Genomic DNA, 23,856 nt, shown 5'->3' with positions numbered 1-23,856 from the left:
TCTTCGGCTTGAAAGTCATTCTGGCGGCGAGCACGGAACCACACGAGAGCCCGGCGCTCAGCGCTGGGAGTTTTGCGCTGCGCCCAGCAATCTGCCGGTCACCAACGTTATCTCCGGAAGCGTCGGAGGATTCAACAGATTGCGCGCGGTGCGTGCCGGTGCAACATTCTCGCACTGCACGGATGGTTACACGGAATGCGCAACCGGCACATAACCTGCAAAAACACACCGTCGTAGGCATCGCTCTGTCTCCAGGCGTGACTAAGCTCGCATAGGCAACGGGTGCCTTTACGCGCTATAGTTCGCAGTAGGGTTATCGGGGGTGATTCGTGATGATTCGTGCTTCTTGTGCGTCGCTGGCTCCGGCGTACGTCTACAGACTAGCACCCGGATTCGTCAGTGGCAAGACGAAAGTTTCACCGGTGACACTTTTTCTTGTATGACACGAGGCATAGATGACTGAAGGCAAAACGAAAGATGATGTGACGCGCGACCCAGCGGCCATCGACTTGCGTTCGGAAGCGAAGGAAGCGTTGAAGCACGAGATTCATCGACGCGGCCTCACGTATAAGCAGGTTGCCCAGATGTTGCGCGATCGAGGGTGGAAGGAAAGCTATAGCTCCGTGAATCAGAGAATTGCTCGCGGAACTTACAAAATGACTTTCTTTATCGCCGTTATGAGTTGCATTGGAGCGACGGATGTACACCTGCGAATACCAGAGAATCTTCGACTTGAACGTGACGAAGAAGAAATAGAAACAGCGGAATAATCTCCGCTGAGTTCCGCCGATTGCCGCCCGCAGATGGGTGCGGCTTCGTTCGCTCTAAATTTCCGTCCCATCATCTCGGAAAGGCCCGCCACGCTTGGATGTCCCCGTCGCTCGCGCAGATGGCAAAAGTCAACGAACAGCGCCTAAATGAGTACCCCTCAATCAGAGTTAATCGATCTGGAGCAGGCTAAATAATCTTATCGTTATTATCTGTTAATATTCTCGCATTTACGTACACCAAACCGGGAAACACCAGTCCAATACACGTTTCTCGACCGATTTTTCCCGTCATGATTCATTTCATATTGCATAATTTTTTGATTATTTAAATTAAAATAAATTCACCGCCCATAGTTCGTCGGATCAAAGAGTGGCAGAACGGGGCATGCGGTCACAACCTCGGAATAGCTGAGCGACAGTGCAAGACCGTCGGCCCTTGGCAGGTTCGCTAAAGGTGTAGTCTTTCGGGGGCCAACGCCTGAAACGTCTCCTTGCTCAGCCGCTCCATAGACTGCTGATTCCGACTGCAAGCGGCGAACAATACGCCGAATGTCGACAGAATGTACGCCTTGAACTGAGTCCGCATGATCGCGCCATCCGAAGCGAATGCCCTGGTCGATGCAAAGGAAGATCGCATCGCGCACAACAACTCGGCACAGAGTCCGGCGTGGTCCCTCCCGGACCGCATAATCAGGCACGCCAGCGCAATCTCACGCAGATCGCGCTGCTGCGTCGGGAGGTCGAATCCGAACCTGAGAAGTTCGAGATCACTTGCGAGATTTTCGAGTGATATATCCTTCGAGCCGATCAACCACCGAGGCGTGAACGCCAAGGATACCCTTGCGAAATGAGCGCTGACGCATGCTCGGTTGGCCCAGCGGGTTTCGCAACCGGTGGCTCCAGGAAAGAAGCTTTGTGCCTGGACTATCCCAGCATTCTGACCACTCTGGGATTGGATGCAAACGCATCGCTTCCCGAAGAAGCATCGGGCGCGCATCACTCCAGGCAGACCAATGCACAAGGTTTTCATTGTTCTGTTCGATGATCTGTTCGAGTGGCCACAGCGCAATCTGTGCTGTTCTGAACCACTCCCGCCAGGACTGTAAGCGCCCCTCGTATATGGCCAACGCCTGCCTGAATATTGCGATCCCATCCTCCGTTGGCTCCACAGTCGAGAACAGGTTGTCGCAGTGATTGCATTGATACGCGTCCCTGCTCTGCGCAACGACTGATTCAAAGGTCCCAGTCGGCTCGCCACAATGAGCGCAACAATCCAGGACCGGGGTTTGATGTAGCGGGCAGTTTTCAACTACCGCGAGTTGATGGAGAACAGGTCCGAAATCAAAGTTGCGTCGGCAGTTGAATGCAACGACGATTTGGGAGAGAGATTCCTCAATTGAAGATCAATCCTGCGCCCCAGATATCCGGGCGTTTTTCCGATCCAGATGCCCAGCAGTTCCGTGGCAAGCGACGAACTGACACTGTTGAGGCTCGTCAACCGGCGACAGGAGGACAATAGCGACTCGAAGAGCGACGGCTTTCTATCAAGCTCAAGCCATCCCTCGACAGGGTCAATATTTGGCGCACACACGAGGTTGGCGCTGCCTTCTCGTATCTGATTATTTGAGTACGTGTCCATCGCCGCCGCGCTGTACTCAGCACGCTGCCTTCGATTCTCCTGTTTCCATCTGATCTGAGTCAGGGCGACCAAGGATAGCTCCTCGTCTCTCAGGACAGCCGCAAGATGCAACGTGGTCGCCTTACGCCCTGCCTGGACGACTTCACGCGACACTGATGAGAGTAGAACCCGTTGCAAGGATGGAGGAATCGCGGTAGCTTCCTCGATGCTACGGTCCGTTGCTCCCTTCGAGTGCATTTGAACCACTCTCACGCAATACGCAAGTGCACAGTACAAATCGGTTCGCATTGATTTTTCCTGTGACCAGCTTTCGCTACGTTTTAGCAGACACGTAACGACGGGTCCGAAACGGTCTTCACCACCTACATCGCTATTTTTTCCAGACTGGGATTTCCTTGCTCTGCGCGGTGCCGAAAGTTTGGAACACTTTCAGCCATCGATCAGCAAACACAGATCTGGCCTATAGCAAATCACCGTCGGGAGAGTGAAATGAAATATGTCGGCCTGCAGCACACGGCCTCACCCGCTTCTTCGCCTTTCATCTATCGAGGGGTGCCAATTCGACCAATAGAATTTCTCGATGCGAAACAACCCTTTTCGATCACGAGTTCCGATAGTTTGACTTCCTTGAACGAAGCTGCGGCTCAAGACATCTTGGCTACCCGGCGCTTCTTGGCCCAATGCGAATCTCCCGGAACAGCTCGCGCGTATGAAAGAGAATTGGATCGCATTCTGCTATGGGCGTGGGCGGAAGCAGGAAAACCTTTGTCCGCATTGACGACTGGCGATTTTTCTGACTATGCCTCATTCCTTGCCGATCCACAACCTCGTAGCATATGGTGTGGCAGTAAAACCCGCAGAGAAAGCGTCAACTGGCGACCGTTTGAAGGTGCGCTCCAGGATAAGGCGCGCAATACATCGGTCTCAGTCACGACTTCTTTGATGAGATTCCTGACGGAAATCGGCTACGTGCAACACTCAACGATTCCGTCTTCGAAGCAACCCGCCTCGACGGGACACGCACCTTCGCACTAATGGACCGGCGTCTCAGACAATCCACCGTATACTCGACCAGCAAGCGTGGGCGGCAGTGCATTCCGCGCTTGAAGCACTTCCCCAAACGAACGAGCGTGAAATCGCCGAGTATGAACGCTTACACTTTCTTTCTGCGTTCCTTTACTGGCTTGCGCTGCGTGTTCGTGAAATCGAAGGTCACAAGTTGGACGACTTCGTGAGGGTTGAAGGCGTTCTATGGTGGCGACCCGAAGACACGACGTTTCCCGATGGTCACATGAAGGTGCCAGCGGAAATGGAGGCCGCATTTGCGCGATATACGGCGCATCTGTCTTCTCGCCGCGTAAAACTTGACCGCTCGGTTGGACAATTGCCCGTGCTTCAGTCGACCTTGAATTTTCAACCGATCGGAGCCCGCAGACTGCATCAAATCTTGAAATCGCTATTTGCTCAAGCAGCCGGCAGATTGCCGCCCGGTGCGTCGCTGGCGCGCGAACAACTCATGCACGCATCTGCCCACTGGTTGCGCCACACGGGAATAAAAGCTGTAGCAAGTTCAGGCGTCAGCGCGAGCGAGACACAAGGATTCGCACGCCATGCGAAGTTCGAATCGACGGCTCCGTATCTCGCGAGCGAGTCTGAGGAACAGGCACATCAGCGAGTGCAGACGCGGAAGCTTCCGGCAGGCTGGCTACCCGATTAGTACGCGAACGATATCGAGAGCCGCAGGCGAAGACCGTAAACTCCCAGTAGCCTAGTGTTCACCGCACACTGACTCATGCACTTTTACAAACAATTTGGTGGGTTTTCTAGTTTTTCAAATCTTTTCGTGGAAGTCCATCCACGAAATGTTTTGAAATTGCGGGCAGATCGAGGATTCACATCATTTGAAATCAATGACTTACGTCGATTTCTCATTTAAACTTTCGCGTGGAACTACTATCGTCACGATCCCAGTCGACCGGTGCGTCCAAATCGGCCGGTAGCAAACGGCTGTCGCGCAGCCGGTAGAACTGGCAAGGATTTCCGGCAAATGGCCGCCCTGAAACCCAAGGTCGCCGAATGTCTGGTCCTCGATCTCGAGCAGTTCACGCCTGCACCATGCGACTTCGTGGCCGTGGTTTCGCCTGGTGGTCTTGTGGCGGTCAACATGGCGCCGTGCGATGCGGACGATGAGTTGTTGCAGGTCCTGTCCCGCACGCTGAAGTGCCCGCGCGGTTGCCAGATCGAACTCTTCAGCGTCGCCGGTTTCCGAAGTTCGTAAGGTCATGTCCATTCTCAACGGCCGATATGCCGGGCGAGTTGCTGCCGGATGCGTGCCAGATAGTAGTCGCCAACGGAATGGTCGGCCACGTGATCCGAGGCGGCTGGGTGCATGACCGGACGGCGCACCCCCAGATAGCGGTAAAGCGCCGACACGAATGGCTTGCTGGTTTGCCCAAGCTGCCGGGCAGCGCGTTCGACACGTGCCTCACCCGCCTGCTGGCGAAGCCACACCAGGGCTTGGCGGTCGGCTTCGTTGACGATCCTCACGAGATGTTCCATCGCATCAACCTGTATATAAACACAGTACTGTTAATATATACAGGTATCCGACAGGATGCAACGAACGACAAGATATTCATTTTTCCGCAGCGATTGCAGGACAGCAGTTTGCAGATTAAACTAAGTCCATTGAACTAAGTTTATTGGTGCAACCATGCAGATCTACAACATCCATGACGCCAAGACGCATCTGTCGCGGCTGATTGAGGAAACCGTCAGTGGTGGCGAGCCGTTCGTGATTGCCAAGGCCGGCAAGCCGCTGGTCAAGGTCGTGCGCATTGATGTCGAACCCGGAAAATCGCCTCGGCGGATCGGCTTCTTGAAGGGACAAATCAAGGTGCCGGCTGACTTCGACACTATGGGCGCCGACGAGATCGCTGATCTGTTTGAGGGCAAGGCAACGTGAAACTGCTGCTCGATACCCATCTCCTGGTTTGGGCCGCCGCGGATGATCCTGCCTTGCCTGCCGAGGCACGCACAGCCATTGAGGATACCGAAAACATCCTGTACTTCAGTGTCGCGAGCCTGTGGGAGATCGCGATCAAGAGCGCACTCGGACGAGACGATTTTCAGGTCGATGCGCGCGTGCTCCGCAGGAACCTGCTCGACGCCGCTTATGAAGAACTGCCCATTGAAGCCCAGCACGCATTCGAAGTCGCGGCCCTCCCGCCTCTTCACAAAGATCCGTTTGATCGGCTGCTTGTTGGCCAGGCGATGGCGAAGGGTATCGTGCTGCTGACTCACAATGAGCAGATAAGGCGATATGATTTTGCTCCGGTTCGCTACGTCTAGTCTGGCCGGGGCGACAGGCACGCTGATCCGTTGAATGTGACTCCCTCATGCATGCACCCTTCTCCTTCACCAGAATCGTTATTGTCCAGTCGCTTGAGCCACATGAGCGACAGACCGGTTCGCTCCTGAGCACCTTCTTGAGCGGGCTGAATGACAAGCTTGATCGTTCCGTGCCTGTCCAGTTGATTGCCCGCGAAAGCGCAATCGAGTTCAGGCTGGATAGCGTCAAGCAGCACGGCCGGTTTACCGACAATCATTTTGGCCGGTCGACCGGGATGATTGTCGGTCGTTATCCGGTCATGGTTGTCGCTCCTTGTTGTTGATTGTCGCCGAATGATTGTCGGCGCCTGTTGTTCTGTTTGTCGCTGGCGGTGCGACGAAGATCGTCGAGTGATGGACGAGCCGGTCGATTGCAGCGACGGTCATGCCGGGATCAGGAAACACGTCATTCCAGCCCGAGAACGGCTGGGCGGGCCGAACAGGAGCGCCGCGGCGCCTTTCTCAAGCCACGAATCGCCGGTCGCGAGCGCCATGACGTGTGCCTTTGACACCATCGGCACCATGCTGAAGTCGAAGGTCGCAAGCGTCTTGGTCGGGTCCAGATGTGACTCGGCGCGGTGTCGTTCGATGCGCCGTTTGGCTCGCTCGGCCAGTTCGTGTTCGAGCAGTGCGCCAATGAGCCGCGTGGCCTGCCAGCCCTCCTTGTCGGAGCGCTCCGCAAACCCGGGCCACAGGCGGGCGATGGTCGGCAGGCGCAGTTCATTGAGCATCAAGGCAAGACGGCCGGCATCGTAAGCGGGCGTGCTCATGCGACCTCCTTGCCGAGCAGGTCGTCATAGCTGCTTGCGGGTGGCATTTGGACATTGACGACGGGGCAATCGGCGTGACGCGGCGCGAACTCCTCGCGTAGAGCCTTCAGATCAGGCAGCTTGCCGTCAACCAGCAACGCGTTCAGGCGCGCGGCCAGTACAGCCTCCACGCCATCGAGCGCGGCGAGCGCGAGCAATCCGACGATGACTTTGCATGCGTCGCGTTGCGTCAGTCTCGCGTCCAGCTGTTCCCACGTCCGGCGATACGCCTCTCGCGGAAACAGCTCGTCTCGAAACGCAAGCCCCTTGAAGGCCTGCGGCTTGCGTTTGAGGCTCTCAATAAAGTGCCGGTAATCCAGTGCTCGGCGGTTGTCGCCGGCACGTGAGCCGCGCGAGGTGCTATGCACCAGCGCGCCCGACAGATAGCAGTCGAGCCTGTCACCACATGAATTCGAGGCACAAACGCACGCCATACGGACGCTCGATATCGCACAGTGCGGCAAACTCTTCAGCCGCCACATCGAGATCACCCGACTCGCGCAACGCGGGCACAGCAGTAACGTTCGCGCATTCGAATTGCTCACAGTGTGCGAGAAACGCATGCAGACGATCGCGCAAACGTACGGACGCCTCGTCGGCGCCGCCGCTACGCTGCCGGCGGCTCACAAGCGGCAGGCCACCGTGGTATTGCCATTCGGCGAGGAAGGCGACTTCGGCAAACTGAAGACCGAATGCATGAAGCCACCTCTTGACCTCGTCGACCGAACCGGCTTGTGCGAGGTATCGTTCGAACTGGTCATAGCGCAGTCCGATTCCCTCAAATCCCGCGCGCGCGGTCATCGCGAATGCCTGCTCGAACGCGCACTGCGCAAGGGTGACAGGGCTCAGAGCCAGGCGAGGCCCGTTCGTGGCGACGGACGATGTCGGGTTCATTCCAGCGCTCCGTGCGCCTTGAGCGCGACTCGTGCGCGACGCGCGCCCTGCTGCGAAGCCGTGTTCTGCACGGCGCGCCTGGGCAACACAATCTGGTTCGTCAGCAGACGTGTCGGCAAACGCGCGATATCGCCTAGCGCCTGAGTGCGTTCGATCAGGCCGAGCAGCGTGCGCTCGGCGAGTCTGCCAATCTGATGCGTATCCTGCGCAATGACAGGCATCGGCGGATCCACGAGGCGCGCCCACGGCACATCGTCGAAGCAGATCACATCGACATCTTCATTGCGCCGCAAACCGAGTTCACGCATTGCCAGCAACACGCCTTCGGCAATCGTGTTGCTCGTGGCAAAGAGTGCGCTCGGACGATCGGCACTATCGAGCAGAGCCAGCGCGCAGGTGCAGGCTGTATCGGCCTTTAGCCCGGCAATGCGAATCCATTCACGCCGCACGGGCACGCGCGCTTCCTTTAACGCAGCCTTGAAGCCGGCGATGCGCTCGCGCGATGTCATCAGCCCAGGCGAACCGGACAACGCGCCGATCCGCGTATGACCGCGCTCCAGCAGAAACTGTACAGCGAGACGCGCGCCGCCCTCGTTGTCGCTGAGTACCGCGCTACAGGCTGCATCGTCGATCATACGGTTGATGGCGACGAGGGGAAATCGTTCGGGAAGATCGCGCCTCAGGTAGCTGTGCTCGCCTTCCGCCGGCGCGACGATCAGACCGTCGACGCGACGCTCCATGAGGCCCGTCACCACCGCGCGTTCGCGTTCGAGATTTTTGTTGCTGTTTGCCAGAATCACCGAGTAGTGATTGAGTGCCGCTTCTGCTTCCACGCCGCCCACCACTTCGGCGAAAAACAGGTTCGCGACGTCGGATATCCCAGGCCGATGGTGCGCGAACGGTTCGTACGCAAACTTCCTGCAACACGGTTCACCCGGAAACCGAGTTGCTGCGCTGCAGCCATGACGAGATCGCGGGTCTCGGGGCTCACGCGTTCCGAGCCATTCATGACGCGCGAAACGGTCTGGTAGGAAACGCCTGCCTGCTTGCCGACATCCTTGAGCGTGGGCACGCGAGCGCTTTCGTCAGATTTCATTTTCGACCGCAATGTGATCGTTCACATGGATTGACTATAGGCGACGTCGTTGCGAAGTAACCTGTTTGTGCGAACGTTCACATGCTTTACGGGTAAACCTGATACTTCGCACCACACGACGGAATGCCCTTATCAAACGATGCACGCGCAAGTTGCGATCACATCTCGCACAGTGCAAATCAAACTCGTGAAAGGACCATGAGAGAGCAATCCAAAGCTGTTGCCGCAGCCGACAGTCCGTGGCTCACACTCGGCGCGCCCGTTCTTTTTCTGCTGCTGTGGTCGGCGGGTTTTCCCGTCGCAAAGATCGGTCTGCGCTATGCGTCGCCGCTCACGTTTCTCGCGATACGGTTCGCGCTCACGGTCGGCGTTCTCGGCATCGTGTTCGCGATCCGCCGTCCACCGTTGCCACGTTCCGCACGTGCGTGGAGTTCGCTGATCGTAATCGGCTTTCTTGTGCAGGTGATGTACTTCGGCCTGAGCTATCTCGCGATGACGGCAGGCATTGCAACTTCCGTACTTGCGCTGATCGTCTCGCTGCAACCGATCCTGGTCGGCGTGCTCGCACCGCGTCTGATAGGCGAACGCGTGGGCGCGCGACGCTGGACAGGGCTACTGCTGGGGTTGCTAGGCGCTGCCGGTGTAATTGTCGCGCGCGGTCGCATACAGGTCGAGTCAGCCGGCCCCGTTCTCATGGCCATCGGCGCGCTGATCGGCATCACCGCTGCGTTGCTTTACGAAAAGCGTCACGGCACCGTGCAAGACCCCGTCACGGCAAATCTCGTACAGTATTCCGTCGGTTTCGTTTTCTGCGCGCCGATGGCGGCGCTATTCGAACACGCGCACGTCGAATGGAATGTGACCTTCGCTTCAACTCTCGCGTACCTTGTCATCGGCAATTCGCTGATCGCGATCACTCTGCTGCTGGCGATGACGCGCGCGGGCAGAGTCTCGCAAGTCGCATCGCTGTTTCTGTTCGTGCCGCCGGGCGCCGCGCTGATGAGCTACGTCTTTCTGGGCGAAGTGCTTCCATCGCTCGCATGGTGGTCCATGGCCCTCGCGATGCTGGGCGTCGGCATCGCCGCACGCGCGCCACGCGGATAGATACCCCTACACCGATAACCCTCGCTCGCGTAAAACCGACCGATTGAATCGACGATGACGAAGATTATTCTTCTTGCCTGACGGCTCGCCCCAAGTTCCAGCTTGTCGGAACTGGTCAGGCTGGCGCGCTCGCCAACCGAATTCTAGTGATGATTCATAGCTATCTGGCTTTGCGGGCGAATCGGACACGGCAATTGGCCGGCCCGCCCGCCCCCAAAGCCATACCCGCACATCGATCGAATTCTGCAGGGTCGATCCTGGCGGCAGGCATCGCGTTGCACACGTTGCACCGGCGCGCGACGCGCAGACCGTCAGCCATGCACTGACGCAGAGCATGCGCGCGCATTCGCATTGCCCGGCCCGTTTGCGTCGTCGGGCAATGACGCACCCGTTCCACTGCAATGCCGAATCTATTCTATGTGATGGATTAATGGCGGCGTCTACTGGCACGAGCCGGAGCAACAGAACACCGGCCTTTCCCTCCATCCATTCGAGGATGCCATGCCGACTACCGCTTCTTCTTCAGTCAAGCGGCCGAGCGCCGCTGCGCGGCTCGAGCGCCTGCCGTTTTCGGGCTATCACCGCACGATCTTCCTCATCATCGCGATTGCGTTCTTCTTCGACTCGGTCGACCTCGGCACGATGACCTTCGTGCTCGGCTCTATCAAGACCGAGTTCGGTTTGTCGAGCGCCACGGCGGGCCTCGTGGCCAGCGCGAGTTTCTTCGGCATGGTGCTGGGCGCCGCCGTCGCGGGCCTGTTCGCCGATCGTTTCGGACGCCGCCCCGTTTTCCAATGGAGCATGGTGCTGTGGGGCGTCGCCTCGTATTTGTGCTCGACCGCGCAAAGCGTCGATGCACTGATTGTCTATCGCGTGCTGCTCGGTATCGGCATGGGGATGGAGTTTCCGATTGCGCAAACGCTGTTATCCGAGTTCGTGCCGACGGCCTCGCGCGGGCGCCTCGTCGCATTGATGGACGGCTTCTGGCCGTTGGGCTTCATCACGGCGGGTTGCGTGTCGTATTTTGTACTGCCCCACTTCGGCTGGCGCACGGTATTCGCGCTGCTCGCGATTCCCGCCGCGTTCGTGCTGATCGTGCGCCGCATTGTGCCCGAGTCGCCGCGCTGGCTCGAACATTGCGGACGTCTGCCACAGGCAGACGCCGTGCTCGACCAGATCGAGGCGAAGGTAATGAAATCGAGGGGCATCCGTTCGCTGCCCGCGCCGTCGATGCTCGCCGATCAGGCCGCGGCCTCGAGGCACGGCGCGTTTCGCGAGATCTGGAGCGCGGCGTATCGCCAGCGAACCATCATGGTCTGGGCACTATGGTTCTTCGCGCTGCTCGGCTTCTACGGACTCACATCTTGGCTCGGCGCGCTGATGCAGCAAGCGGGCTTTGCTGTGACGAAATCGGTGCTGTACACCGTGCTCATTTCGCTGGGCGGCGTGCCAGGCTTCTTGTGCGCAGCGTGGCTCGTCGAACGCTGGGGCCGCAAACCGACCTGTATCGCGTCGCTGACGGGCGGTGGCATCATGGCCTACGTGTATGGCCAAACCGCATTGCACGCGGATAGCGTGACGCTCCTGATCTGCACGGGCCTTGTGATGCAGTTCTTTCTGTTCGGCATGTGGGCCGCGCTCTACACCTATACGCCCGAACTGTATGGCACGGGTGCCCGGGCCACGGGCTCGGGCTTCGCGTCGGCGATCGGCCGCATCGGCTCGCTGATCGGCCCCTACGCGGTCGGCGTCGTGCTGCCCATCTTCGGACAAGGCGGCGTATTCACGCTCGGCGCGCTGTCGTTCGGCGTCGCCGCGCTGGCCGTGTGGGTGATGGGAATCGAGACGAAAGGCCTGTCGCTCGAAACACTGGTCTCGAAAGTCGATGACGAGGCACCTGCCTATCAGGTCGCCGTCGACGACGCCCGTTGACCTTGTCCGCTGATCCACGCCGGCCGTTCTGCATCGACAGCGCCCTTTCCATTCTGTTCGGGCTTACCGTGCGTAAGCCTGCTACGTACCGTTCGTCGCCGCGCGTCCAGCGCGCCCCTCCTGTTCGCCCTTCCTGCGCCAGCCGGCGCACGGTTGCGCGCACAGGACGATCCTGCCTCGCGTGGGCGCTTGGATGCGTGCCGTGGCGCTGCACGATGTCGAAGCGATCTAAACGGTGCGCGCCGCACCCGAATGTCTCGCGGTGCAGCCATGCCGCCCCGATCGGCCCTGTACGCCGCTTGCGGCGTATCGCGATGTCACGCAGTGGACGGATGCGCGCATCGTATCGGCAGGCGGTGCGGATGCGCGATGCGATCGTCGACCGCACGGCGGACGGCGGACGGCGTGCGCAGCCGCGCTCGATGGATTGAAGATCGCCTAGGCGTGCACGCCCGTGTACTCGCTGACCTTGTCGAGGTCGCTCAGATGCTCGCGCGGAATTTCATCGCCGATGCGCCCGCGCCGGATCACCAGCACCCGCTGCGAGACGGCGGCGATGAAATCGAGGTTCTGCTCGACGAGCACGATCGTCAGGCCGCGCTTTTCTCGCAACGACACGAGCGTCTCGGCGATTTCCTCGATGATCGAAGGCTGGATGCCCTCCGTTGGCTCATCGAGCAGCAACATCGACGGCTCACCCGCCAGCGCGCGCGCCAGGGCGAGCAGTTGCTGTTCGCCACCCGAGAGCGCTCCGCCTGCCCGGTCCAGCAGCGGCCGAAGGCGCGGAAAATCCTCGAGTAGTGCATCGATCGCGGCTTCGGGCTTACGCCCCGTCTTCACGAGGCCGAGCCGCAAGTTGTCGTAGGCAGACAGCGCCGGGAAAATTTCGCGTCCCTGCGGGACATACGCCATGCCTCTTTTCGCGCGCGCGTGTGGAGCAAGCGCGGTCACGTCGTCGCGATTGAAGCGGATGGTGCCCGCCGTCGCGGGCAGCGCGCCAATCAGCGTGCGCAGCAAGGTCGTCTTGCCCATGCCGTTGTGCCCGAGAATGCCGACGGCCTCGCCGCTCTTGACGCACAGCGTCACGCCGTACAGCACAGGAATGGCGCCATAGCCCGCACACAAGCCGTTTGCTTCAAGCATCGCGCCTCCCGTCAATGCGGCTTCTTGCCGAGATAGATTTGCTGAATGAACGGATCGCTCATGATGCGCTCAGGCGTGTCCTCGCGAATGATTGCGCCTTGATGCAGCACCGTGACCTTTCTTGCAATGCGCCGGATGAAGCTCATGTCGTGTTCCACCACGACGAGGGCATGGCGCCGGTTGATCTCGCGAATCAGCTCCGCCGTGCGCGCTACTTCCGCATCGCTCATGCCCGCGGCGGGTTCGTCGAGCAGAATCAGCGGTGGATCGGCGGCGATCACGACAGCCAGCTCGACCCACTGACGCTCGCCGTGCGCCAGCAAGCCGGTGATCGCGTCGCGATGCGAGAGCATGCCGACGCGCTCCAGGACGTCCCGCGTCACCCGCTCGGTCTGCATGGGCGTATTCACGCGCCGTGCGGCCAGCCACACGTTGTCCCACACCGAGAGACCGTTGAAGAGGCTCGGCACCTGCGTCTTGATGCCGATACCAAGACGCGCGGGCTCATGCGGTTGCATCGCGGTGATGTCCTTGCCGCGAAACAGGATCTCGCCCGACGTCGGCTTGACCTGCCCCGTGAGCAGTTTGAAGAACGTACTCTTGCCCGCGCCATTCGGCCCGATCACACAGCGCAACTCTGCCTCGGCGAGTGAGAAGTCGACGTCGCGAGTCGCGTGCACGCCGCCGAAACGGACGTTGAGCTTGCGTGTTTCCAGCAGCGGCTGTGTCATGCGGCTTCCTCGCGCGAAGCGCTGTGTGTGTCGTCCTGCGCGACGTGGCGCGTGTCTCCCGATGAACGGCGCGTGCGCCGGACGGCGGCGAACAACCGCATGCCGAGCTCGCCCAGACTCGGCACGATGCCCTTCGGCACCATCAGGACGAACACGACGAGAATGGCGCCGAGCACAAGGTTGGAGTTGATGGTTTGCTGCGTGCCGATCTGCGTCGTGAGCCATTGGATCGCCACGCATCCGATCACGGGTCCGACCAGCGTCCCGAGCCCGCCGACGATGACCCAGATGATGATCTGCGCGGATTGTGCGAGGCCGAACACCGTCGGACTCGTGAAGGCGCCCCAGTTCGCGAAGAGACAGCCCGACAGCCCCGCGATGGCCGCGCCCAGCACGAAGGTCAGGAGCTTGTAGACGCGCGAGTCGTAGCCGAGCAGCAGCAGACGCTGTTCGTTCTCCTTGCTCGCGACGATCACCCGTCCTATCTTGAACGCGAGCAGCACGCGCAGCAGGAAATAGACGCCGAGCAACGCGCCCAGCGACAGTTCGAACAGTCCGCGTGGACCGATCACATCGTCGACATTGCCCGGCGTATTGAGCGGCGCGATGTTGGGAATACCGTTGAAGCCGCCGAGCGCCGCATTGCCGATCTTCCATTCCGGCCCGGCCGTCGAGTTGACCAGGTTGAAAAGAATCAGCGTGACAGTGAGCGTAATCACGCCCATGTACACATCCGAAAGCCGCCCGTAGAAAATCAGATAGCCGAGCACCGCCGAAAAGGCCGCAGGCAGCACGATGGCGAGCATGAACGGCACGGTGCTGTCGCCCATATTCGTGACGGCGATCGCATACGTGTAAGCGCCAAGACCGAAGAACGCCGACTGGCCGAAGCAAAGTATGCCGCCAAAGCCCCACACGAAGCCGAGGCTCAGCGCGAGTATCGCCATGACGGCGTAGACGGTTGCCTGCACGAGCGCGAAGTCATCGAGCACGCGCGGCAACACGATCAACATGATCAAGCCGGCGGCCAGCGCGAGTGCCGCGCTCTTCCACGACCGCGAGAAGCGCGAGAGCGCATCGGCGACGGGCATAGTGCGAGTCGCGTTGACGGGCGTCATCATAATGCCCCCTTGAAGAAGCGGCCTGTGATGCCGCGCGGCAGAAGGCGCAGCATCACGATGGCGCCGACGAGCAGCGCGACCTCGCCGAGCACGGGCGTCGACGCAAACGTGGCGACCTGATTGATCGCGCCGAACAGCATCGACGAGCTGACCAGTCCCGCAACGATCGCCGGGCCGCCGCCAATTACCGTGATGAAGGCCTTGGCGATAAACGCGCCGCCCATGGTCGGCACGACACCCGTCATGGGCGCGAGCAACGCGCCCGCGAGTCCCGACAGCGCCGCGCCGATGGCGAAAGTAGCCGAATACACGCGGCCGGGCGCGATGCCCAGCGCGTCGGCCATTTGCGGATTCTGCATCGTGCCGCGCGCGATCAGGCCGAGCGACGTATGCAGCAGCACCCACCGCAGCGCGACGCCGAGCACCACCGCAACCGCGATGATGACGAGCGTATAACTGCTCACCGAGTATCCGCCGATCGTGAAGTTGCCCAGCGGCGCGGAAATGCCCGCCGTCGTATTGCCCGCAATCGACGTGACGACGCCGATCAGCAACAGCGACAGTCCCCACGTTGCCAGCATCGTGTCGATCATGCGGCCGTACAGTCGCCGGATGAAGACCCGTTCCAGCACAACGCCGATCAGTGCGACCACAAGCGGCGCGACGACGAGAATTGCCACCCACAGGTTCACGCCGAAGCGGATCGCCTCGATAGCCGCATACGCGCCCAGCATCATGAATTCACCGTGCGCGAGATTGATCACCTTCATCATGCCGAAGATGACCGCGAGCCCCGATGAAATCACGACGAGACTCGCGATCGCATAGAGCACCTGAATCACAACGATCGCGGCAAGATCCATCGTAGCTCCTCTCCATGAAGGCGCAGCGTGCGCCTCAAAGCTTGATCACGTATTGCTGGTTGTCGCGCGGGTTCTTGATGAGATTGCACACCGCGCTCGTATCCACGGGAGGCTGGTTCTGGAACGTCTGCACGATGTCGAGCTTGTGATTCTTCACCTGCGCGATACTCACGTTGAGCACGCAGTGATGCGTCGCCGGATCGATCGACACCTTGCCGCTGGGCGCGTCGATGCTGATCCCGGACTCCAGCGCCTCGATCACCTTCATGCGATCGAGCGTGCCCGCCTTCTTCACGCCCTGCGCCCAGAGATTGAAGCCCTGATACGTACCCATCGCCAGCTCGGTGATGTTCGGGTAGTTCGCACCGAAACGTTTGTGAAAACGGTCCTTGAACGCCTTGTTCACCGGGTTGTCGAGGTTCTCGAAGTAGTTGTACGAGACCAGGAAACCATCGCATTCCTCGGGCGAGAGAACGATCTGCTCGTTGCCGCCCGCGAAGGTCGTCGACGCCAGCGGAATCTTCCTGTGCAGCCCCGCCGCCGCCCATTGGCGGTAGAACGACATATGCGAACCGCCGACGAGCGCCGACACGAGCATGTCGGGCTTCGCCGACTCGATCTTCGAGATGGTCGAGCCGAAATTGGTGACGTCGAGCGGAAAGAAGTCGATAGACTGTACCGATCCGCCGTTGTCCTGGACGAACTTCTTTACCCATTGCGAGGTGATCTGGCCGTAGTTGTAGTCGGCGGCAACGACGTAGACCTTCTTGCCCCACTGCTTCATCGCGTAAGGAATCAGCTTCGCGACAGTCTGGCCCGGCGTCACGCCCGTGCAGAACGTGTTGCGGTCGCACACGCCGCCTTCGTACTGCGTGTTGTAAAAATAGAGCGTGCGATAACGGTCCAGCACGGGGCGCATGACTTCGCGCGAAGCCGAGGTAATGCCGCCGTGCACCACCGCAACCTTGTCCTTCAACGCCGATTGCTGCGCGAACTGCGTATAGAGCTGCATACTCGACTGCGGGTCGTAATTCAGCAGCTTGATCTGCTTGCCGAGCAGGCCGCCCTGCGCGTTCCACTCCTCGACGGCAATGGTGAGGCAGTCCGCCATCGGCTTGCCGTAGATATCGAGGCCGCCCGACAGGTCCGTGATGCCGCCGACAAGAATCTCGTCGGCCGCTTCGGCGATGAAGGGAAACGAGCCGGCCATTCCAGCGGCTACCGATGCCGCAGACGATTTCAGAAACGCACGTCGGTCCATAGAGGGGTTCCGGAAAGAGACGCGAGAAGGATCACAAGGATCAGACTTTCATCCAGTCGATCGACTGTTCGAATGCGTAGGCGCCGCGATAAATGGTCGCTTCGTCCCAATGCTTGCCGATCAGCATCATGCCCACGGGCAGACCGTCGACCGTGCCGCACGGCACGCTCATCGCGGGATGTCCCGTGCAATCAAACGGGCAGGTGTTCGGCAACATCTCGAAAGCGCGCGTGACAATTTCCTCGACACTCGCGCCCGGCTTGGGCAGTGGCGTCGCCGTGAGCGGCAGCGTCGGCATCAGGAGCAGATCGTAGTCGGCGAACGCGGCGTCGTAAGCGGCCGTGAGCTGGCGCGACAGGTTCTGCGCCTTCGCATAGAAATGCCCGCGATAGTGGCGGATGAAGTACTCGCCGAGCACCATCGTGATCTTCAAGGTCTCCGACAGTTCGTCCGCGCGCTCATGCCAGCCAGCGTGATAGTCCACCATGCCCGTGACGTACAGGCCCTTCCAGTTGAAGCCGTGACCGTTGTCCTTCATCATCTGCTGCGTGGCGCCCTCGGCGGCGATCGGCAACCATATCGACGGGCCCACGCGATGCATCGGAATCGATACCTCGCTAACCTTCGCGCCCAGTTCCGCAAAATGATCGGCGGCGGCGCGCACCTTCGCATCCGATTCCGCGAGCGATTGCGGCCATCCGAAGCCCTCTTTCACGACGCCGATCCTCAGTCCGCGCACACCTTCTTTCATCAGGTCCGAATAGGGCTTGGCGGTCTGCCCTGCGTACTGGCGTGGATCGAGGCCATCGGGGCCGGCCAGCACTTCCAGCATCAGCGCGTTATCCGTCACGTTGGCCGTCATCGGTCCCGTGTGGTCGATCGTCAGTTCGATCGGCATGATGCCCGTATAAGGAACCAACCCATGCGTGGGCTTCATGCCGTAGATCCCGCAGTACGAGGCGGGCATGCGGATAGATCCGCCCTGATCGCCGCCGACAGCGAGATCGACTTCGCCCGCGGCCACGAGCGCCGCGCTTCCCGACGACGAACCGCCCGCCGAATAACCTGTCTTTCGCGGATTGTGCACGGGCGCCGGCGCGCTCGTATGCGAGCCGCCCGAGAAGCAGAAGTACTCGCAGGTGGCCTTTCCGACAATGGTCGCGCCCGCATCGAGCAGACGCGTCACGATGGTTGCATCCACGTCGGGCACATAGCCTTCGAGCGTGGAGGCGCCGTTCATCATCGGCACACCCGCAAGGCATACGTTGTCCTTCAGCGCGACGGTCTTGCCCGCAAGCTTGCCCGTTGGCGCGCCCTTTACTTCGCTCTTGACGTACCAGGCGCCATAGCGGTTCTCTTCGCCCGACGGACGATAACCCGGTGTGCGCGCATACGTGACGCGTGGGACGTAGTCCGGCATCGCGTCGACGACATCGTATGCGTCGAAATTCAGCTGCAACAACGTGTGATACGCAGCGAGCTGCGCCTCGGACAGATGGATGCCAAGACTGATGGCGACTTCGTCAAGCTGGGCGGGCGTGGGACGTTTCACTGCCATGGCTTCCTCACTCGAACGGATTCGTGACGGGCTGTCACCTGCTGTGATGCAGGCGTGTCGTAATGAACGGGATCAAACGGACTGCACATGTCCCGATCTGCGAGCCATGGTATGGACACATATTTTCCGCGTCAACAATTTATTTTCCGCGGAAAGTAAATGGGACGAAGCCCGATGGGACATGACGCAAGCAGCGCTTATAGCCGCGAAAGCACTTCGAAATGATGGCCTGCGGCCCGCGCGAGATAAATGGGCACGCGGTTCACTCGTCCGCCCGCATAGGCTGAATCGCGGGCGCTTCGAAACGAAAGCGGCGCGATGCCGAGTTGCGCGAGTCCTGCCTGCTCGGACAGACGTCTGCGCCGGGCGTCGTCGAACAGCGCAGCCAGAAAATGAATGCCTTCGTAGGTGGATTGACCGAAGGTGTCGAGCGTCGGCGCACGCGCGCCGTATCGCCCGCGATAACGTTCCTTGAACGCGAGGTTCGCATCCGTGCCCAATGAAGCGAAATAGCCCGAGGCCACATACAGCTCCGCCGTGTTGCGCGCCCCGATGCCGAGCAGTTCGTTTTCCCCAAGCGCACACGAAAGCCGCACGATGCGAGTTGCGAGCCCGGCCTCGCCGAACGCGCGATTGAAGTCGATGGTGTCCTGGCCGATCAGCGAGAGCAGCACGGCATCCGCTCGCCGCTTGCGGATCGCGTCGAGCACCTGGCCATGGTCGCCTCCGCCGAACGGCAGATACATGTCGCCGACCACTTCGGCCCCCGCGTCGAGCACGTAACGTCGCGCGAGCCGATGCGTCGCGTGAGGCCATACATAGTCGTTGCCGACGAAGAACCACCGCTTCGGGCGGCGCTGCCTGCTGATCCAGTGAATGGCCGGCTGGAGCTGGCGCCGCGTGGTTTCGCCAATTGCGAATACGCCAGGCGTGCGCTCGCCGCCTTCGTAGAGCGGCGTATAGACGAACGGGAGCTGTCCGCCCACGGCTTTGAGCAGATCGAGGCGAACTGCGCTCGTATGCATGCCGACGAGCGCATCGATTGCGCCGTCGCCGACGAGATCGCTCAACGCACAGTCGAGCCCGCGCGCGTCGTCACCCGCATTGATGGTCAAAAGTCGGCAGGAGCGGCCCGCGATGCCCGCCGATGCGTTCAGCTCATCGACGGCGAGTTGAGCCGAGGCGAGCGCGCAAGGCCCCCAAAGTCCGGCCGCGCCGCCTAGCGGCACGCACAACGCAATGGTCATCTCCTGCCCTGGACGGCAGGCACGGGAACGCGGCTTCATCAGACGGTCGACGCGGCGGGTTCGAACGATTCAGGATGCACCAACGAATGGCGTGCGCGCACCATCGCGCGCACGCGCCAGAGGACACTTGCACCGATACTTTCCGCAGAAAGTTTATTTGCGTAAGATTCAGCTATTCGTCTTTTACGAAGCATCTACCATGCCGGACACCGACCTCTCCTCCTACCTCGCCTGGCTCATCGCATCCGCGCATCGGCAGATGAAGCTCAGTCTCGCCCAGTTGACTGCCGAAGAAGGCGTGAACGAAGAGCACTGGCGCATCCTGCACGCGGTGTCCGACGAGGCGGGCCACTCGATGAGCGAACTCGCCGCTCAGGTCCTGCTCAATCTTCCCGCGCTGACCAAGAACGTCGACAAGCTCGTGAGCCGCGGCCTGGTGCAGCGGTCGGCGGACGACTACGACAGCCGCAAGGTGCTGATCTTCATCACGGACCGGGGCATCAAGCTGCTCGGCCGCCTGCAACCGGGCGTGGACGCGCATCACGCCGCCATCGAAGAAGCGCTCGGCCCTCGCAACGCCAGGCAGTTGAAGCGTCTGCTAGAACGGTTTATCGAGGAGTCGGGGCCGCGTTGACGCGTGCCGCCCTCTTCAAAGCTGCACGCCGCGCGTGAGTGCGCCATCGACCACGAAGTTGGTGCCGCTCACGAAACTCGCTGCCGGGCTCGCAATAAACGCGACAGCATTCGCGATTTCCTGCGGCCTGGCCATGCGCCCGGTTGGATTCAATGCGAGCGCCCGCTCGAACAGCGCCGCGTCGTTATGCTCGATCCAGTCCCACACACCCCCTTCGAAATAGACGTTGCCGGGAGATACCGTGTTCGCTCGAATGCCTTTGGACGCGAGCTGATTTGCAAGCCCCTGCATGTAGTGAACGAGTGCGGCCTTGAATACGCCGTATGGGCCGGCGGCGAAATCGATCTCGCGCCCCGATACACTCGATATCGCGACGATCGACGCCGCCTTGCTCGCTTCGAGCCAAGGCATGGCCGCGTCCACGAGATTGACCGTGCCGAGCAGGTCGGTCTCGAACTCCTTGCGCCACGATTCGAGATCGTTGCCGATAGCGAGCGCGCTGACGTTGGCCACTACGATATCGAGCCCGCTCCAGTCCTTCGCCACGTGGCCGACCCATGCCTTCAGCGCGTTGCCGTCCGCGACATCCACGGCAGCGCCCGACGCGCGTGCGCCGCCCAGTTCTGCTAATGCGCCCGCAGTCGCCGTCACGGCCGCCTCGTCACGTGCGCAGATGGCCACGTCGGCGCCTTCCTGCGCGAGCGTACGCGCAATGGCAAGACCGATGCCCTTGGTCCCGCCCGTCACGATTGCCTTCAGTCCCTTCAGTTGCAAGTCCATGCTGGTTGCCCCTTGTTGAACCTACGGTTGAATTCAGTCTTCGCCGCGCCCATCCTCGTGCATCATCCCGCGCTTGATTTGCAGCACCTCGCCCGCCTGGATCACAGAGTGACAGATGTCGTCGATCGACACACGTTTCTCCATCGCCTGGGCGCGCAGCATGTCGTACGCTTCATTCTCGCTGACGCCATGCATCGTCATCAAAATGCCCTTCGCTTCCTGCAGATGCCGGCTGTCGAGCAGCTTCTGCTCGAGCCTGGCAATGCGTTGCAAGTGCTGCCGCGAGCGCCGCGCATGATTGAGCGCCATGATCACGGTCGACAGCAGGCCCGAGGCGCGAATCGGCGTCGTGACGATGCCGTCCGATCCCATCTTGATGGCCTGATCGATGAAGGTTGGATTCTCATACGCGACCACGCAGATGACGGGCGGCGCATCCGGCCCGGACCATTCGTCCTTCGGCGCGCGCTCTTCGGGCAACAGCGCACGGAACACCAGATCCGTCCTGTCGGGCAGTGTCTCCAGCGGCGGCCAGCATCGCTCGACCTGAAAGCCCATGCGCCGAAGATGGTTCGTGAGCGTCTGGCCGTCGTCATCGTCGGGATGGAACACGACCACGCGCGGATGGCGCTCCAGAATCGAACTGGTGAGGCTGCGTTGGTCTCTGCCCATGCGCGCGCTCACGTCAGTAGTCCCGCGTGCTCAACTTCGTCACCCAGTCCCCGAGCGTCTGGCGTGTCATATACGGGTCGGGGCCGACGGCGAACTTCGATTCGCGCAGCACGGTGAACTGGCCGTCCGCATTCGCGCGGCCGATACGCGGATAGAGCGCCATGTGATGATTCACGGGATCGATCCGCACCCTGCCTTGCGGCGCTGCGAATTCGGAGCCGAGCAAATGCGGCATGATCTTGCCGATTTCGTCCGAACCGGCGCGCGCGCACGCTTCGGCGAACATATGCATCTGATAGTACGCGGCTTCCCAGTTCATGTCGGTCGGTGTATCGGCGCCGAAGCGCGCCTGGTGCTGCCGCACGGCGCGATGATTCTCGGCTGTATCGACGCTCTGGAAATACGGCGCCGCCGTGAAGTGTCCCGCCGCAATGCCGCGTTCCATTGCATGAATTTCTGTCTCGGACGTGTTGAGGCTGCCGATCGGCATCCGCGCGGGATCGAAACCCGCATGCGCGAAGGCCTCGTACAGATACGGCACGGTCGCGCCGATCACCGTGCAGAAAATCCAGTCGGGCGACTTGCGCGCGATATCCGCAACGACCTGCGCGAACTGCTCGCGATCCGCCTGAAGCGGTAGATAGCGCTCACCGAGTATGGCGCCTTCCGGATGCTGAAGCAGCAGTTCCTGCATGGTCCGATTGCATTCGTACGGATAGACGTAGCGAGAGCCCACGAAGTAGACGCGCGCGCCGAACGTCTGCGTCATGAAGTCGGCGAGCTGCACGCCGTTCTGATTCGGCGACGCGCCGCTATAGATGATGTTGTCCGAGTATTCGAAACCCTCGTACTGTTGCGAATAGATCAGCAGCCGGTTGTGCTTCTCGACGACGGGCAGCATTGCCTTGCGGCTCGTGGACGTATAGCCGCCAAAGATCACGTTGACGCCGTCCTGCACGATCAGACGCTCGGCAAGCTCGCGAAACACGGCGGGGTCCGAGCCCGGATCGTAGTGGATGGCAACGAGTTCGCGTCCATCAATGCCGCCGCGCGCGTTGATCTCGTCCATCGCGAGGCACGCGCCGCGCCACTGCGACTGCTCCAGAAGCGCCGTCGAGCCGCTCGTGGAGCAAAGCAGACCAACTCTGATGGGATCGGACAATGCCATGTCGTGACGTGCTCTCCGTATGATGCGTGCGGGACGGTGCCCGCACGGCAGATCGTTTTACTTGAGGTAGTGCTTGGCGACCATCGCGCCGACCGTATATTTTGGATCGACAAAATTGCCGAGCCGCACTTTGCCGACCTGGCTCAGCATCATATACGCGTCCCACTTATCGAAGCCGTACTCCGCGGCCATCCACAGCACGAGTTCGCGATACGCAATACGTGTCGCGTCTTCGAGCGGACGCGCGCTGCCGATGCTCATCAGGGCGTCCTCGTTTTCGAGCCGGGGCCAGTCGATCTTCCACTTCTTGATGAGATCGACCCGCACGGTCGTCGTGCTCTGATACTCGACGGCCGTGCCGCATACTTCGCCGTCGCCCTGGCAAGCGTGCGCGTCACCGATGAAAAGCCGGCCGCCGGGCGAGCGCACGGGCAGATAGGTGATGCTGCCCGGCCCCATGTCGGGCACATCCATATTACCGCCGTGCGAATCGGGCGTGAGCGAATTGATCGAATCGAGCTCCGGCGACAGACTCAGCGTGCCGATATGTGGCTTGTACGGTAGCGTGTTGCGCTTGCTCCAGTACACGTTCTCTTCGTCAATCTTGATCTTGCGCACCACCTCGGGCAAAGGCTCGTTGAGGAGCGCCGTGTAATCGGTGCCCGTCAGTCCGCCGAAGTTTGGAATCATGCAGCAAAAGCCGTGTGGATCGTCGCCGCGCGGCGACATCTTTTCGATGTAGACCGCGACCACATCGCCCTTCTCCGCGCCCTCGATCATGATGGGACCGTTCTGCGGATTGAGGAACGGCACCGTCAGCACCTGCGATGGCTTATCCGTTTCGTTCTTGATCTTCCCTTCGAACGCGTCACGCGTGTCCACCACCACACGATCGCCGGGCTTCACGTGCAGCACCGGCTGCGAATACGGCCCAATGGTGTAGTGGAAGGTCTTCTGCAGTTCCTCGGTCAGATGATGTTCCACCGGTTCGCGATCGGCGCCGACGCCGCGCTTCATCATGATCGATTCTTCTAGCCATTTCAT

At 60.6% G+C, this 23,856-nt stretch carries 28 protein-coding genes and 1 pseudogene; 10 read left to right on the top strand and 19 right to left on the bottom strand.

Annotated features, from left to right (window positions below):
• Positions 1-455: 455 nt before the first annotated feature.
• Positions 456-770 carry a DUF6471 domain-containing protein gene (locus H3V53_RS03390; protein ID WP_336596711.1) on the top strand — a complete coding sequence of 105 codons (315 nt, stop codon included), beginning with the start codon at positions 456-458 and terminating at the stop codon, positions 768-770.
• Between the two features lie 1,309 nt (positions 771-2,079).
• On the opposite strand, the gene H3V53_RS03385 is transcribed toward H3V53_RS03390, so the two are convergent.
• Complete coding sequence (locus H3V53_RS03385; RefSeq protein ID WP_336596710.1) at positions 2,080-2,481, bottom strand: hypothetical protein; 402 nt, start codon at positions 2,479-2,481, stop codon at positions 2,080-2,082.
• Between the two features lie 417 nt (positions 2,482-2,898).
• Between H3V53_RS03385 and H3V53_RS03380 the strand changes: the two genes are divergently transcribed.
• From H3V53_RS03380 to H3V53_RS03370, 3 genes are all read left to right on the top strand, one after another.
• Entirely contained in the window at positions 2,899-3,444 is a 546-nt protein-coding gene (locus H3V53_RS03380) for a hypothetical protein (RefSeq protein WP_336596709.1), read from the top strand.
• 55 nt (positions 3,445-3,499) lie between these two features.
• Positions 3,500-4,126, top strand: coding sequence for a site-specific integrase (locus tag H3V53_RS03375; protein WP_336596708.1), 627 nt, complete (start codon positions 3,500-3,502; stop codon positions 4,124-4,126).
• A 330-nt stretch (positions 4,127-4,456) separates the two neighbouring features.
• A complete protein-coding gene (locus tag H3V53_RS03370) occupies positions 4,457-4,687 on the top strand; it encodes a hypothetical protein (protein ID WP_336596707.1) in 231 nt (76 codons plus the stop codon).
• 14 nt (positions 4,688-4,701) lie between these two features.
• Here H3V53_RS03370 and H3V53_RS03365 read toward each other — a convergent pair whose 3' ends face one another.
• Positions 4,702-4,968: a CppA family protein gene (locus H3V53_RS03365; RefSeq protein ID WP_336596706.1), complete on the bottom strand. Its 267-nt coding sequence runs from the start codon at positions 4,966-4,968 to the stop codon at positions 4,702-4,704.
• Between the two features lie 154 nt (positions 4,969-5,122).
• Between H3V53_RS03365 and H3V53_RS03360 the strand changes: the two genes are divergently transcribed.
• The 3 genes from H3V53_RS03360 to H3V53_RS03350 are packed head-to-tail and all read left to right on the top strand — an operon-like array spanning position 5,123 to position 6,083.
• A complete protein-coding gene (locus H3V53_RS03360; protein WP_336596705.1) occupies positions 5,123-5,374 on the top strand; it encodes a type II toxin-antitoxin system Phd/YefM family antitoxin in 252 nt (83 codons plus the stop codon).
• Positions 5,371-5,760: a type II toxin-antitoxin system VapC family toxin gene (locus H3V53_RS03355; protein ID WP_336596704.1), complete on the top strand. Its 390-nt coding sequence runs from the start codon at positions 5,371-5,373 to the stop codon at positions 5,758-5,760. The genes H3V53_RS03360 and H3V53_RS03355 overlap by 4 nt, the downstream gene beginning before the upstream one ends.
• A gap of 47 nt (positions 5,761-5,807) precedes the next feature.
• Positions 5,808-6,083, top strand: coding sequence for a hypothetical protein (locus H3V53_RS03350; RefSeq protein ID WP_336596703.1), 276 nt, complete (start codon positions 5,808-5,810; stop codon positions 6,081-6,083).
• Here H3V53_RS03350 and H3V53_RS03345 read toward each other — a convergent pair.
• The 6 genes and pseudogenes from H3V53_RS03345 to H3V53_RS03320 all read right to left on the bottom strand — a co-directional run bounded on the left by H3V53_RS03345 (position 6,058) and on the right by H3V53_RS03320 (position 8,598).
• Positions 6,058-6,186: an amino acid ABC transporter substrate-binding protein gene (locus H3V53_RS03345; RefSeq protein WP_336596702.1), complete on the bottom strand. Its 129-nt coding sequence runs from the start codon at positions 6,184-6,186 to the stop codon at positions 6,058-6,060. The genes H3V53_RS03350 and H3V53_RS03345 overlap by 26 nt on opposite strands.
• Entirely contained in the window at positions 6,183-6,569 is a 387-nt protein-coding gene (locus tag H3V53_RS03340) for an ATP-binding protein (protein ID WP_336596701.1), read from the bottom strand. The genes H3V53_RS03345 and H3V53_RS03340 overlap by 4 nt, the downstream gene beginning before the upstream one ends.
• Positions 6,566-7,009 (bottom strand): annotated as a pseudogene (locus H3V53_RS03335) (IS21 family transposase); the annotation flags it as partial. The gene H3V53_RS03340 and the pseudogene H3V53_RS03335, both read right to left, overlap by 4 nt.
• Positions 7,008-7,502, bottom strand: a complete 495-nt coding sequence (locus H3V53_RS03330; protein ID WP_336596700.1) for a sugar phosphate isomerase/epimerase family protein — start codon at positions 7,500-7,502, stop codon at positions 7,008-7,010. The pseudogene H3V53_RS03335 and the gene H3V53_RS03330, both read right to left, overlap by 2 nt.
• Positions 7,499-8,335 (bottom strand): substrate-binding domain-containing protein, encoded by an 837-nt coding sequence (locus tag H3V53_RS03325; protein ID WP_336596699.1) that lies wholly within the window; start codon positions 8,333-8,335, stop codon positions 7,499-7,501. The genes H3V53_RS03330 and H3V53_RS03325 overlap by 4 nt, the downstream gene beginning before the upstream one ends.
• The gene (locus H3V53_RS03320) at positions 8,299-8,598 is read right to left on the bottom strand and encodes a LacI family DNA-binding transcriptional regulator (protein ID WP_336596698.1); all 300 of its coding nucleotides are present in this window, start codon (positions 8,596-8,598) and stop codon (positions 8,299-8,301) included. Before H3V53_RS03320 ends, H3V53_RS03325 begins: the two co-directional genes overlap by 37 nt.
• A gap of 198 nt (positions 8,599-8,796) precedes the next feature.
• Here H3V53_RS03320 and H3V53_RS03315 point away from each other — a divergent pair, with 198 nt between their 5' ends.
• Together H3V53_RS03315 and H3V53_RS03310 are read left to right on the top strand one after the other, a co-directional pair.
• A complete protein-coding gene (locus H3V53_RS03315; protein ID WP_336596697.1) occupies positions 8,797-9,702 on the top strand; it encodes a DMT family transporter in 906 nt (301 codons plus the stop codon).
• A 501-nt stretch (positions 9,703-10,203) separates the two neighbouring features.
• Complete coding sequence (locus H3V53_RS03310) at positions 10,204-11,634, top strand: MFS transporter (RefSeq protein ID WP_336596696.1); 1,431 nt, start codon at positions 10,204-10,206, stop codon at positions 11,632-11,634.
• 438 nt (positions 11,635-12,072) lie between these two features.
• On the opposite strand, the gene H3V53_RS03305 is transcribed toward H3V53_RS03310, so the two are convergent.
• The 7 genes from H3V53_RS03305 to H3V53_RS03275 all read right to left on the bottom strand — a co-directional run bounded on the left by H3V53_RS03305 (position 12,073) and on the right by H3V53_RS03275 (position 19,597).
• Positions 12,073-12,777 carry an ATP-binding cassette domain-containing protein gene (locus tag H3V53_RS03305; RefSeq protein WP_336596695.1) on the bottom strand — a complete coding sequence of 235 codons (705 nt, stop codon included), beginning with the start codon at positions 12,775-12,777 and terminating at the stop codon, positions 12,073-12,075.
• Positions 12,778-12,788: 11 nt separating this feature from the next.
• Positions 12,789-13,508, bottom strand: a complete 720-nt coding sequence (locus tag H3V53_RS03300) for an ABC transporter ATP-binding protein (protein ID WP_035993574.1) — start codon at positions 13,506-13,508, stop codon at positions 12,789-12,791.
• Positions 13,505-14,629 (bottom strand): branched-chain amino acid ABC transporter permease, encoded by a 1,125-nt coding sequence (locus H3V53_RS03295; RefSeq protein WP_336596694.1) that lies wholly within the window; start codon positions 14,627-14,629, stop codon positions 13,505-13,507. Before H3V53_RS03295 ends, H3V53_RS03300 begins: the two co-directional genes overlap by 4 nt.
• A complete protein-coding gene (locus H3V53_RS03290; protein WP_054922088.1) occupies positions 14,626-15,492 on the bottom strand; it encodes a branched-chain amino acid ABC transporter permease in 867 nt (288 codons plus the stop codon). Before H3V53_RS03290 ends, H3V53_RS03295 begins: the two co-directional genes overlap by 4 nt.
• Before the next feature lie 34 nt (positions 15,493-15,526).
• Positions 15,527-16,753 carry an urea ABC transporter substrate-binding protein gene (locus tag H3V53_RS03285; protein WP_336596693.1) on the bottom strand — a complete coding sequence of 409 codons (1,227 nt, stop codon included), beginning with the start codon at positions 16,751-16,753 and terminating at the stop codon, positions 15,527-15,529.
• 40 nt (positions 16,754-16,793) lie between these two features.
• Positions 16,794-18,311 (bottom strand): amidase, encoded by a 1,518-nt coding sequence (locus H3V53_RS03280; RefSeq protein WP_336596692.1) that lies wholly within the window; start codon positions 18,309-18,311, stop codon positions 16,794-16,796.
• A 197-nt stretch (positions 18,312-18,508) separates the two neighbouring features.
• Positions 18,509-19,597 (bottom strand): substrate-binding domain-containing protein, encoded by a 1,089-nt coding sequence (locus tag H3V53_RS03275; protein ID WP_336596691.1) that lies wholly within the window; start codon positions 19,595-19,597, stop codon positions 18,509-18,511.
• Positions 19,598-19,757: 160 nt separating this feature from the next.
• Between H3V53_RS03275 and H3V53_RS03270 the strand changes: the two genes are divergently transcribed.
• Complete coding sequence (locus H3V53_RS03270) at positions 19,758-20,192, top strand: MarR family transcriptional regulator (protein ID WP_028369949.1); 435 nt, start codon at positions 19,758-19,760, stop codon at positions 20,190-20,192.
• A gap of 15 nt (positions 20,193-20,207) precedes the next feature.
• On the opposite strand, the gene H3V53_RS03265 is transcribed toward H3V53_RS03270, so the two are convergent.
• The 4 genes from H3V53_RS03265 to H3V53_RS03250 are packed head-to-tail and all read right to left on the bottom strand — an operon-like array spanning position 20,208 to position 23,856.
• Entirely contained in the window at positions 20,208-20,972 is a 765-nt protein-coding gene (locus tag H3V53_RS03265) for an SDR family NAD(P)-dependent oxidoreductase (protein WP_336596690.1), read from the bottom strand.
• Positions 20,973-21,005: 33 nt separating this feature from the next.
• Positions 21,006-21,656 (bottom strand): ANTAR domain-containing response regulator, encoded by a 651-nt coding sequence (locus tag H3V53_RS03260; RefSeq protein ID WP_336596689.1) that lies wholly within the window; start codon positions 21,654-21,656, stop codon positions 21,006-21,008.
• Position 21,657: 1 nt separating this feature from the next.
• Positions 21,658-22,812 carry a transporter substrate-binding domain-containing protein gene (locus H3V53_RS03255; protein ID WP_336596688.1) on the bottom strand — a complete coding sequence of 385 codons (1,155 nt, stop codon included), beginning with the start codon at positions 22,810-22,812 and terminating at the stop codon, positions 21,658-21,660.
• 57 nt (positions 22,813-22,869) lie between these two features.
• Positions 22,870-23,856, bottom strand: coding sequence for an acetamidase/formamidase family protein (locus H3V53_RS03250; RefSeq protein WP_054922081.1), 987 nt, complete (start codon positions 23,854-23,856; stop codon positions 22,870-22,872).

This window comes from Paraburkholderia bengalensis, assembly GCF_037126505.1.
GTDB lineage: Bacteria > Pseudomonadota > Gammaproteobacteria > Burkholderiales > Burkholderiaceae > Paraburkholderia > Paraburkholderia bengalensis.
The sequence above is the reverse complement of the archived record's forward strand: the minus strand, read 5'-3'. Positions and strand labels throughout refer to the sequence as shown.

Excerpts from the sequence above, each read along its gene's own strand:
- H3V53_RS03390 (WP_336596711.1), top strand. The coding sequence starts at position 456 with ATGACTGAAGGCAAAACGAAAGATGATGTGACGCGCGACCCAGCGGCC.
- H3V53_RS03380 (WP_336596709.1), top strand. The coding sequence starts at position 2,899 with ATGAAATATGTCGGCCTGCAGCACACGGCCTCACCCGCTTCTTCGCCT.
- H3V53_RS03370 (WP_336596707.1), top strand. The coding sequence starts at position 4,457 with ATGGCCGCCCTGAAACCCAAGGTCGCCGAATGTCTGGTCCTCGATCTC.
- H3V53_RS03365 (WP_336596706.1), bottom strand. The coding sequence starts at position 4,968 with ATGGAACATCTCGTGAGGATCGTCAACGAAGCCGACCGCCAAGCCCTG.
- H3V53_RS03360 (WP_336596705.1), top strand. The coding sequence starts at position 5,123 with ATGCAGATCTACAACATCCATGACGCCAAGACGCATCTGTCGCGGCTG.
- H3V53_RS03350 (WP_336596703.1), top strand. The coding sequence starts at position 5,808 with ATGCATGCACCCTTCTCCTTCACCAGAATCGTTATTGTCCAGTCGCTT.
- H3V53_RS03345 (WP_336596702.1), bottom strand. The coding sequence starts at position 6,186 with ATGACCGTCGCTGCAATCGACCGGCTCGTCCATCACTCGACGATCTTC.
- H3V53_RS03340 (WP_336596701.1), bottom strand. The coding sequence starts at position 6,569 with ATGAGCACGCCCGCTTACGATGCCGGCCGTCTTGCCTTGATGCTCAAT.
- H3V53_RS03330 (WP_336596700.1), bottom strand. The coding sequence starts at position 7,502 with ATGAACCCGACATCGTCCGTCGCCACGAACGGGCCTCGCCTGGCTCTG.
- H3V53_RS03320 (WP_336596698.1), bottom strand. The coding sequence starts at position 8,598 with ATGAAATCTGACGAAAGCGCTCGCGTGCCCACGCTCAAGGATGTCGGC.
- H3V53_RS03315 (WP_336596697.1), top strand. The coding sequence starts at position 8,797 with ATGAGAGAGCAATCCAAAGCTGTTGCCGCAGCCGACAGTCCGTGGCTC.
- H3V53_RS03310 (WP_336596696.1), top strand. The coding sequence starts at position 10,204 with ATGCCGACTACCGCTTCTTCTTCAGTCAAGCGGCCGAGCGCCGCTGCG.
- H3V53_RS03305 (WP_336596695.1), bottom strand. The coding sequence starts at position 12,777 with ATGCTTGAAGCAAACGGCTTGTGTGCGGGCTATGGCGCCATTCCTGTG.
- H3V53_RS03300 (WP_035993574.1), bottom strand. The coding sequence starts at position 13,508 with ATGACACAGCCGCTGCTGGAAACACGCAAGCTCAACGTCCGTTTCGGC.
- H3V53_RS03295 (WP_336596694.1), bottom strand. The coding sequence starts at position 14,629 with ATGATGACGCCCGTCAACGCGACTCGCACTATGCCCGTCGCCGATGCG.
- H3V53_RS03290 (WP_054922088.1), bottom strand. The coding sequence starts at position 15,492 with ATGGATCTTGCCGCGATCGTTGTGATTCAGGTGCTCTATGCGATCGCG.
- H3V53_RS03285 (WP_336596693.1), bottom strand. The coding sequence starts at position 16,753 with ATGGACCGACGTGCGTTTCTGAAATCGTCTGCGGCATCGGTAGCCGCT.
- H3V53_RS03280 (WP_336596692.1), bottom strand. The coding sequence starts at position 18,311 with ATGGCAGTGAAACGTCCCACGCCCGCCCAGCTTGACGAAGTCGCCATC.
- H3V53_RS03275 (WP_336596691.1), bottom strand. The coding sequence starts at position 19,597 with ATGAAGCCGCGTTCCCGTGCCTGCCGTCCAGGGCAGGAGATGACCATT.
- H3V53_RS03270 (WP_028369949.1), top strand. The coding sequence starts at position 19,758 with ATGCCGGACACCGACCTCTCCTCCTACCTCGCCTGGCTCATCGCATCC.
- H3V53_RS03265 (WP_336596690.1), bottom strand. The coding sequence starts at position 20,972 with ATGGACTTGCAACTGAAGGGACTGAAGGCAATCGTGACGGGCGGGACC.
- H3V53_RS03255 (WP_336596688.1), bottom strand. The coding sequence starts at position 22,812 with ATGGCATTGTCCGATCCCATCAGAGTTGGTCTGCTTTGCTCCACGAGC.
- H3V53_RS03250 (WP_054922081.1), bottom strand. The coding sequence starts at position 23,856 with ATGAAATGGCTAGAAGAATCGATCATGATGAAGCGCGGCGTCGGCGCC.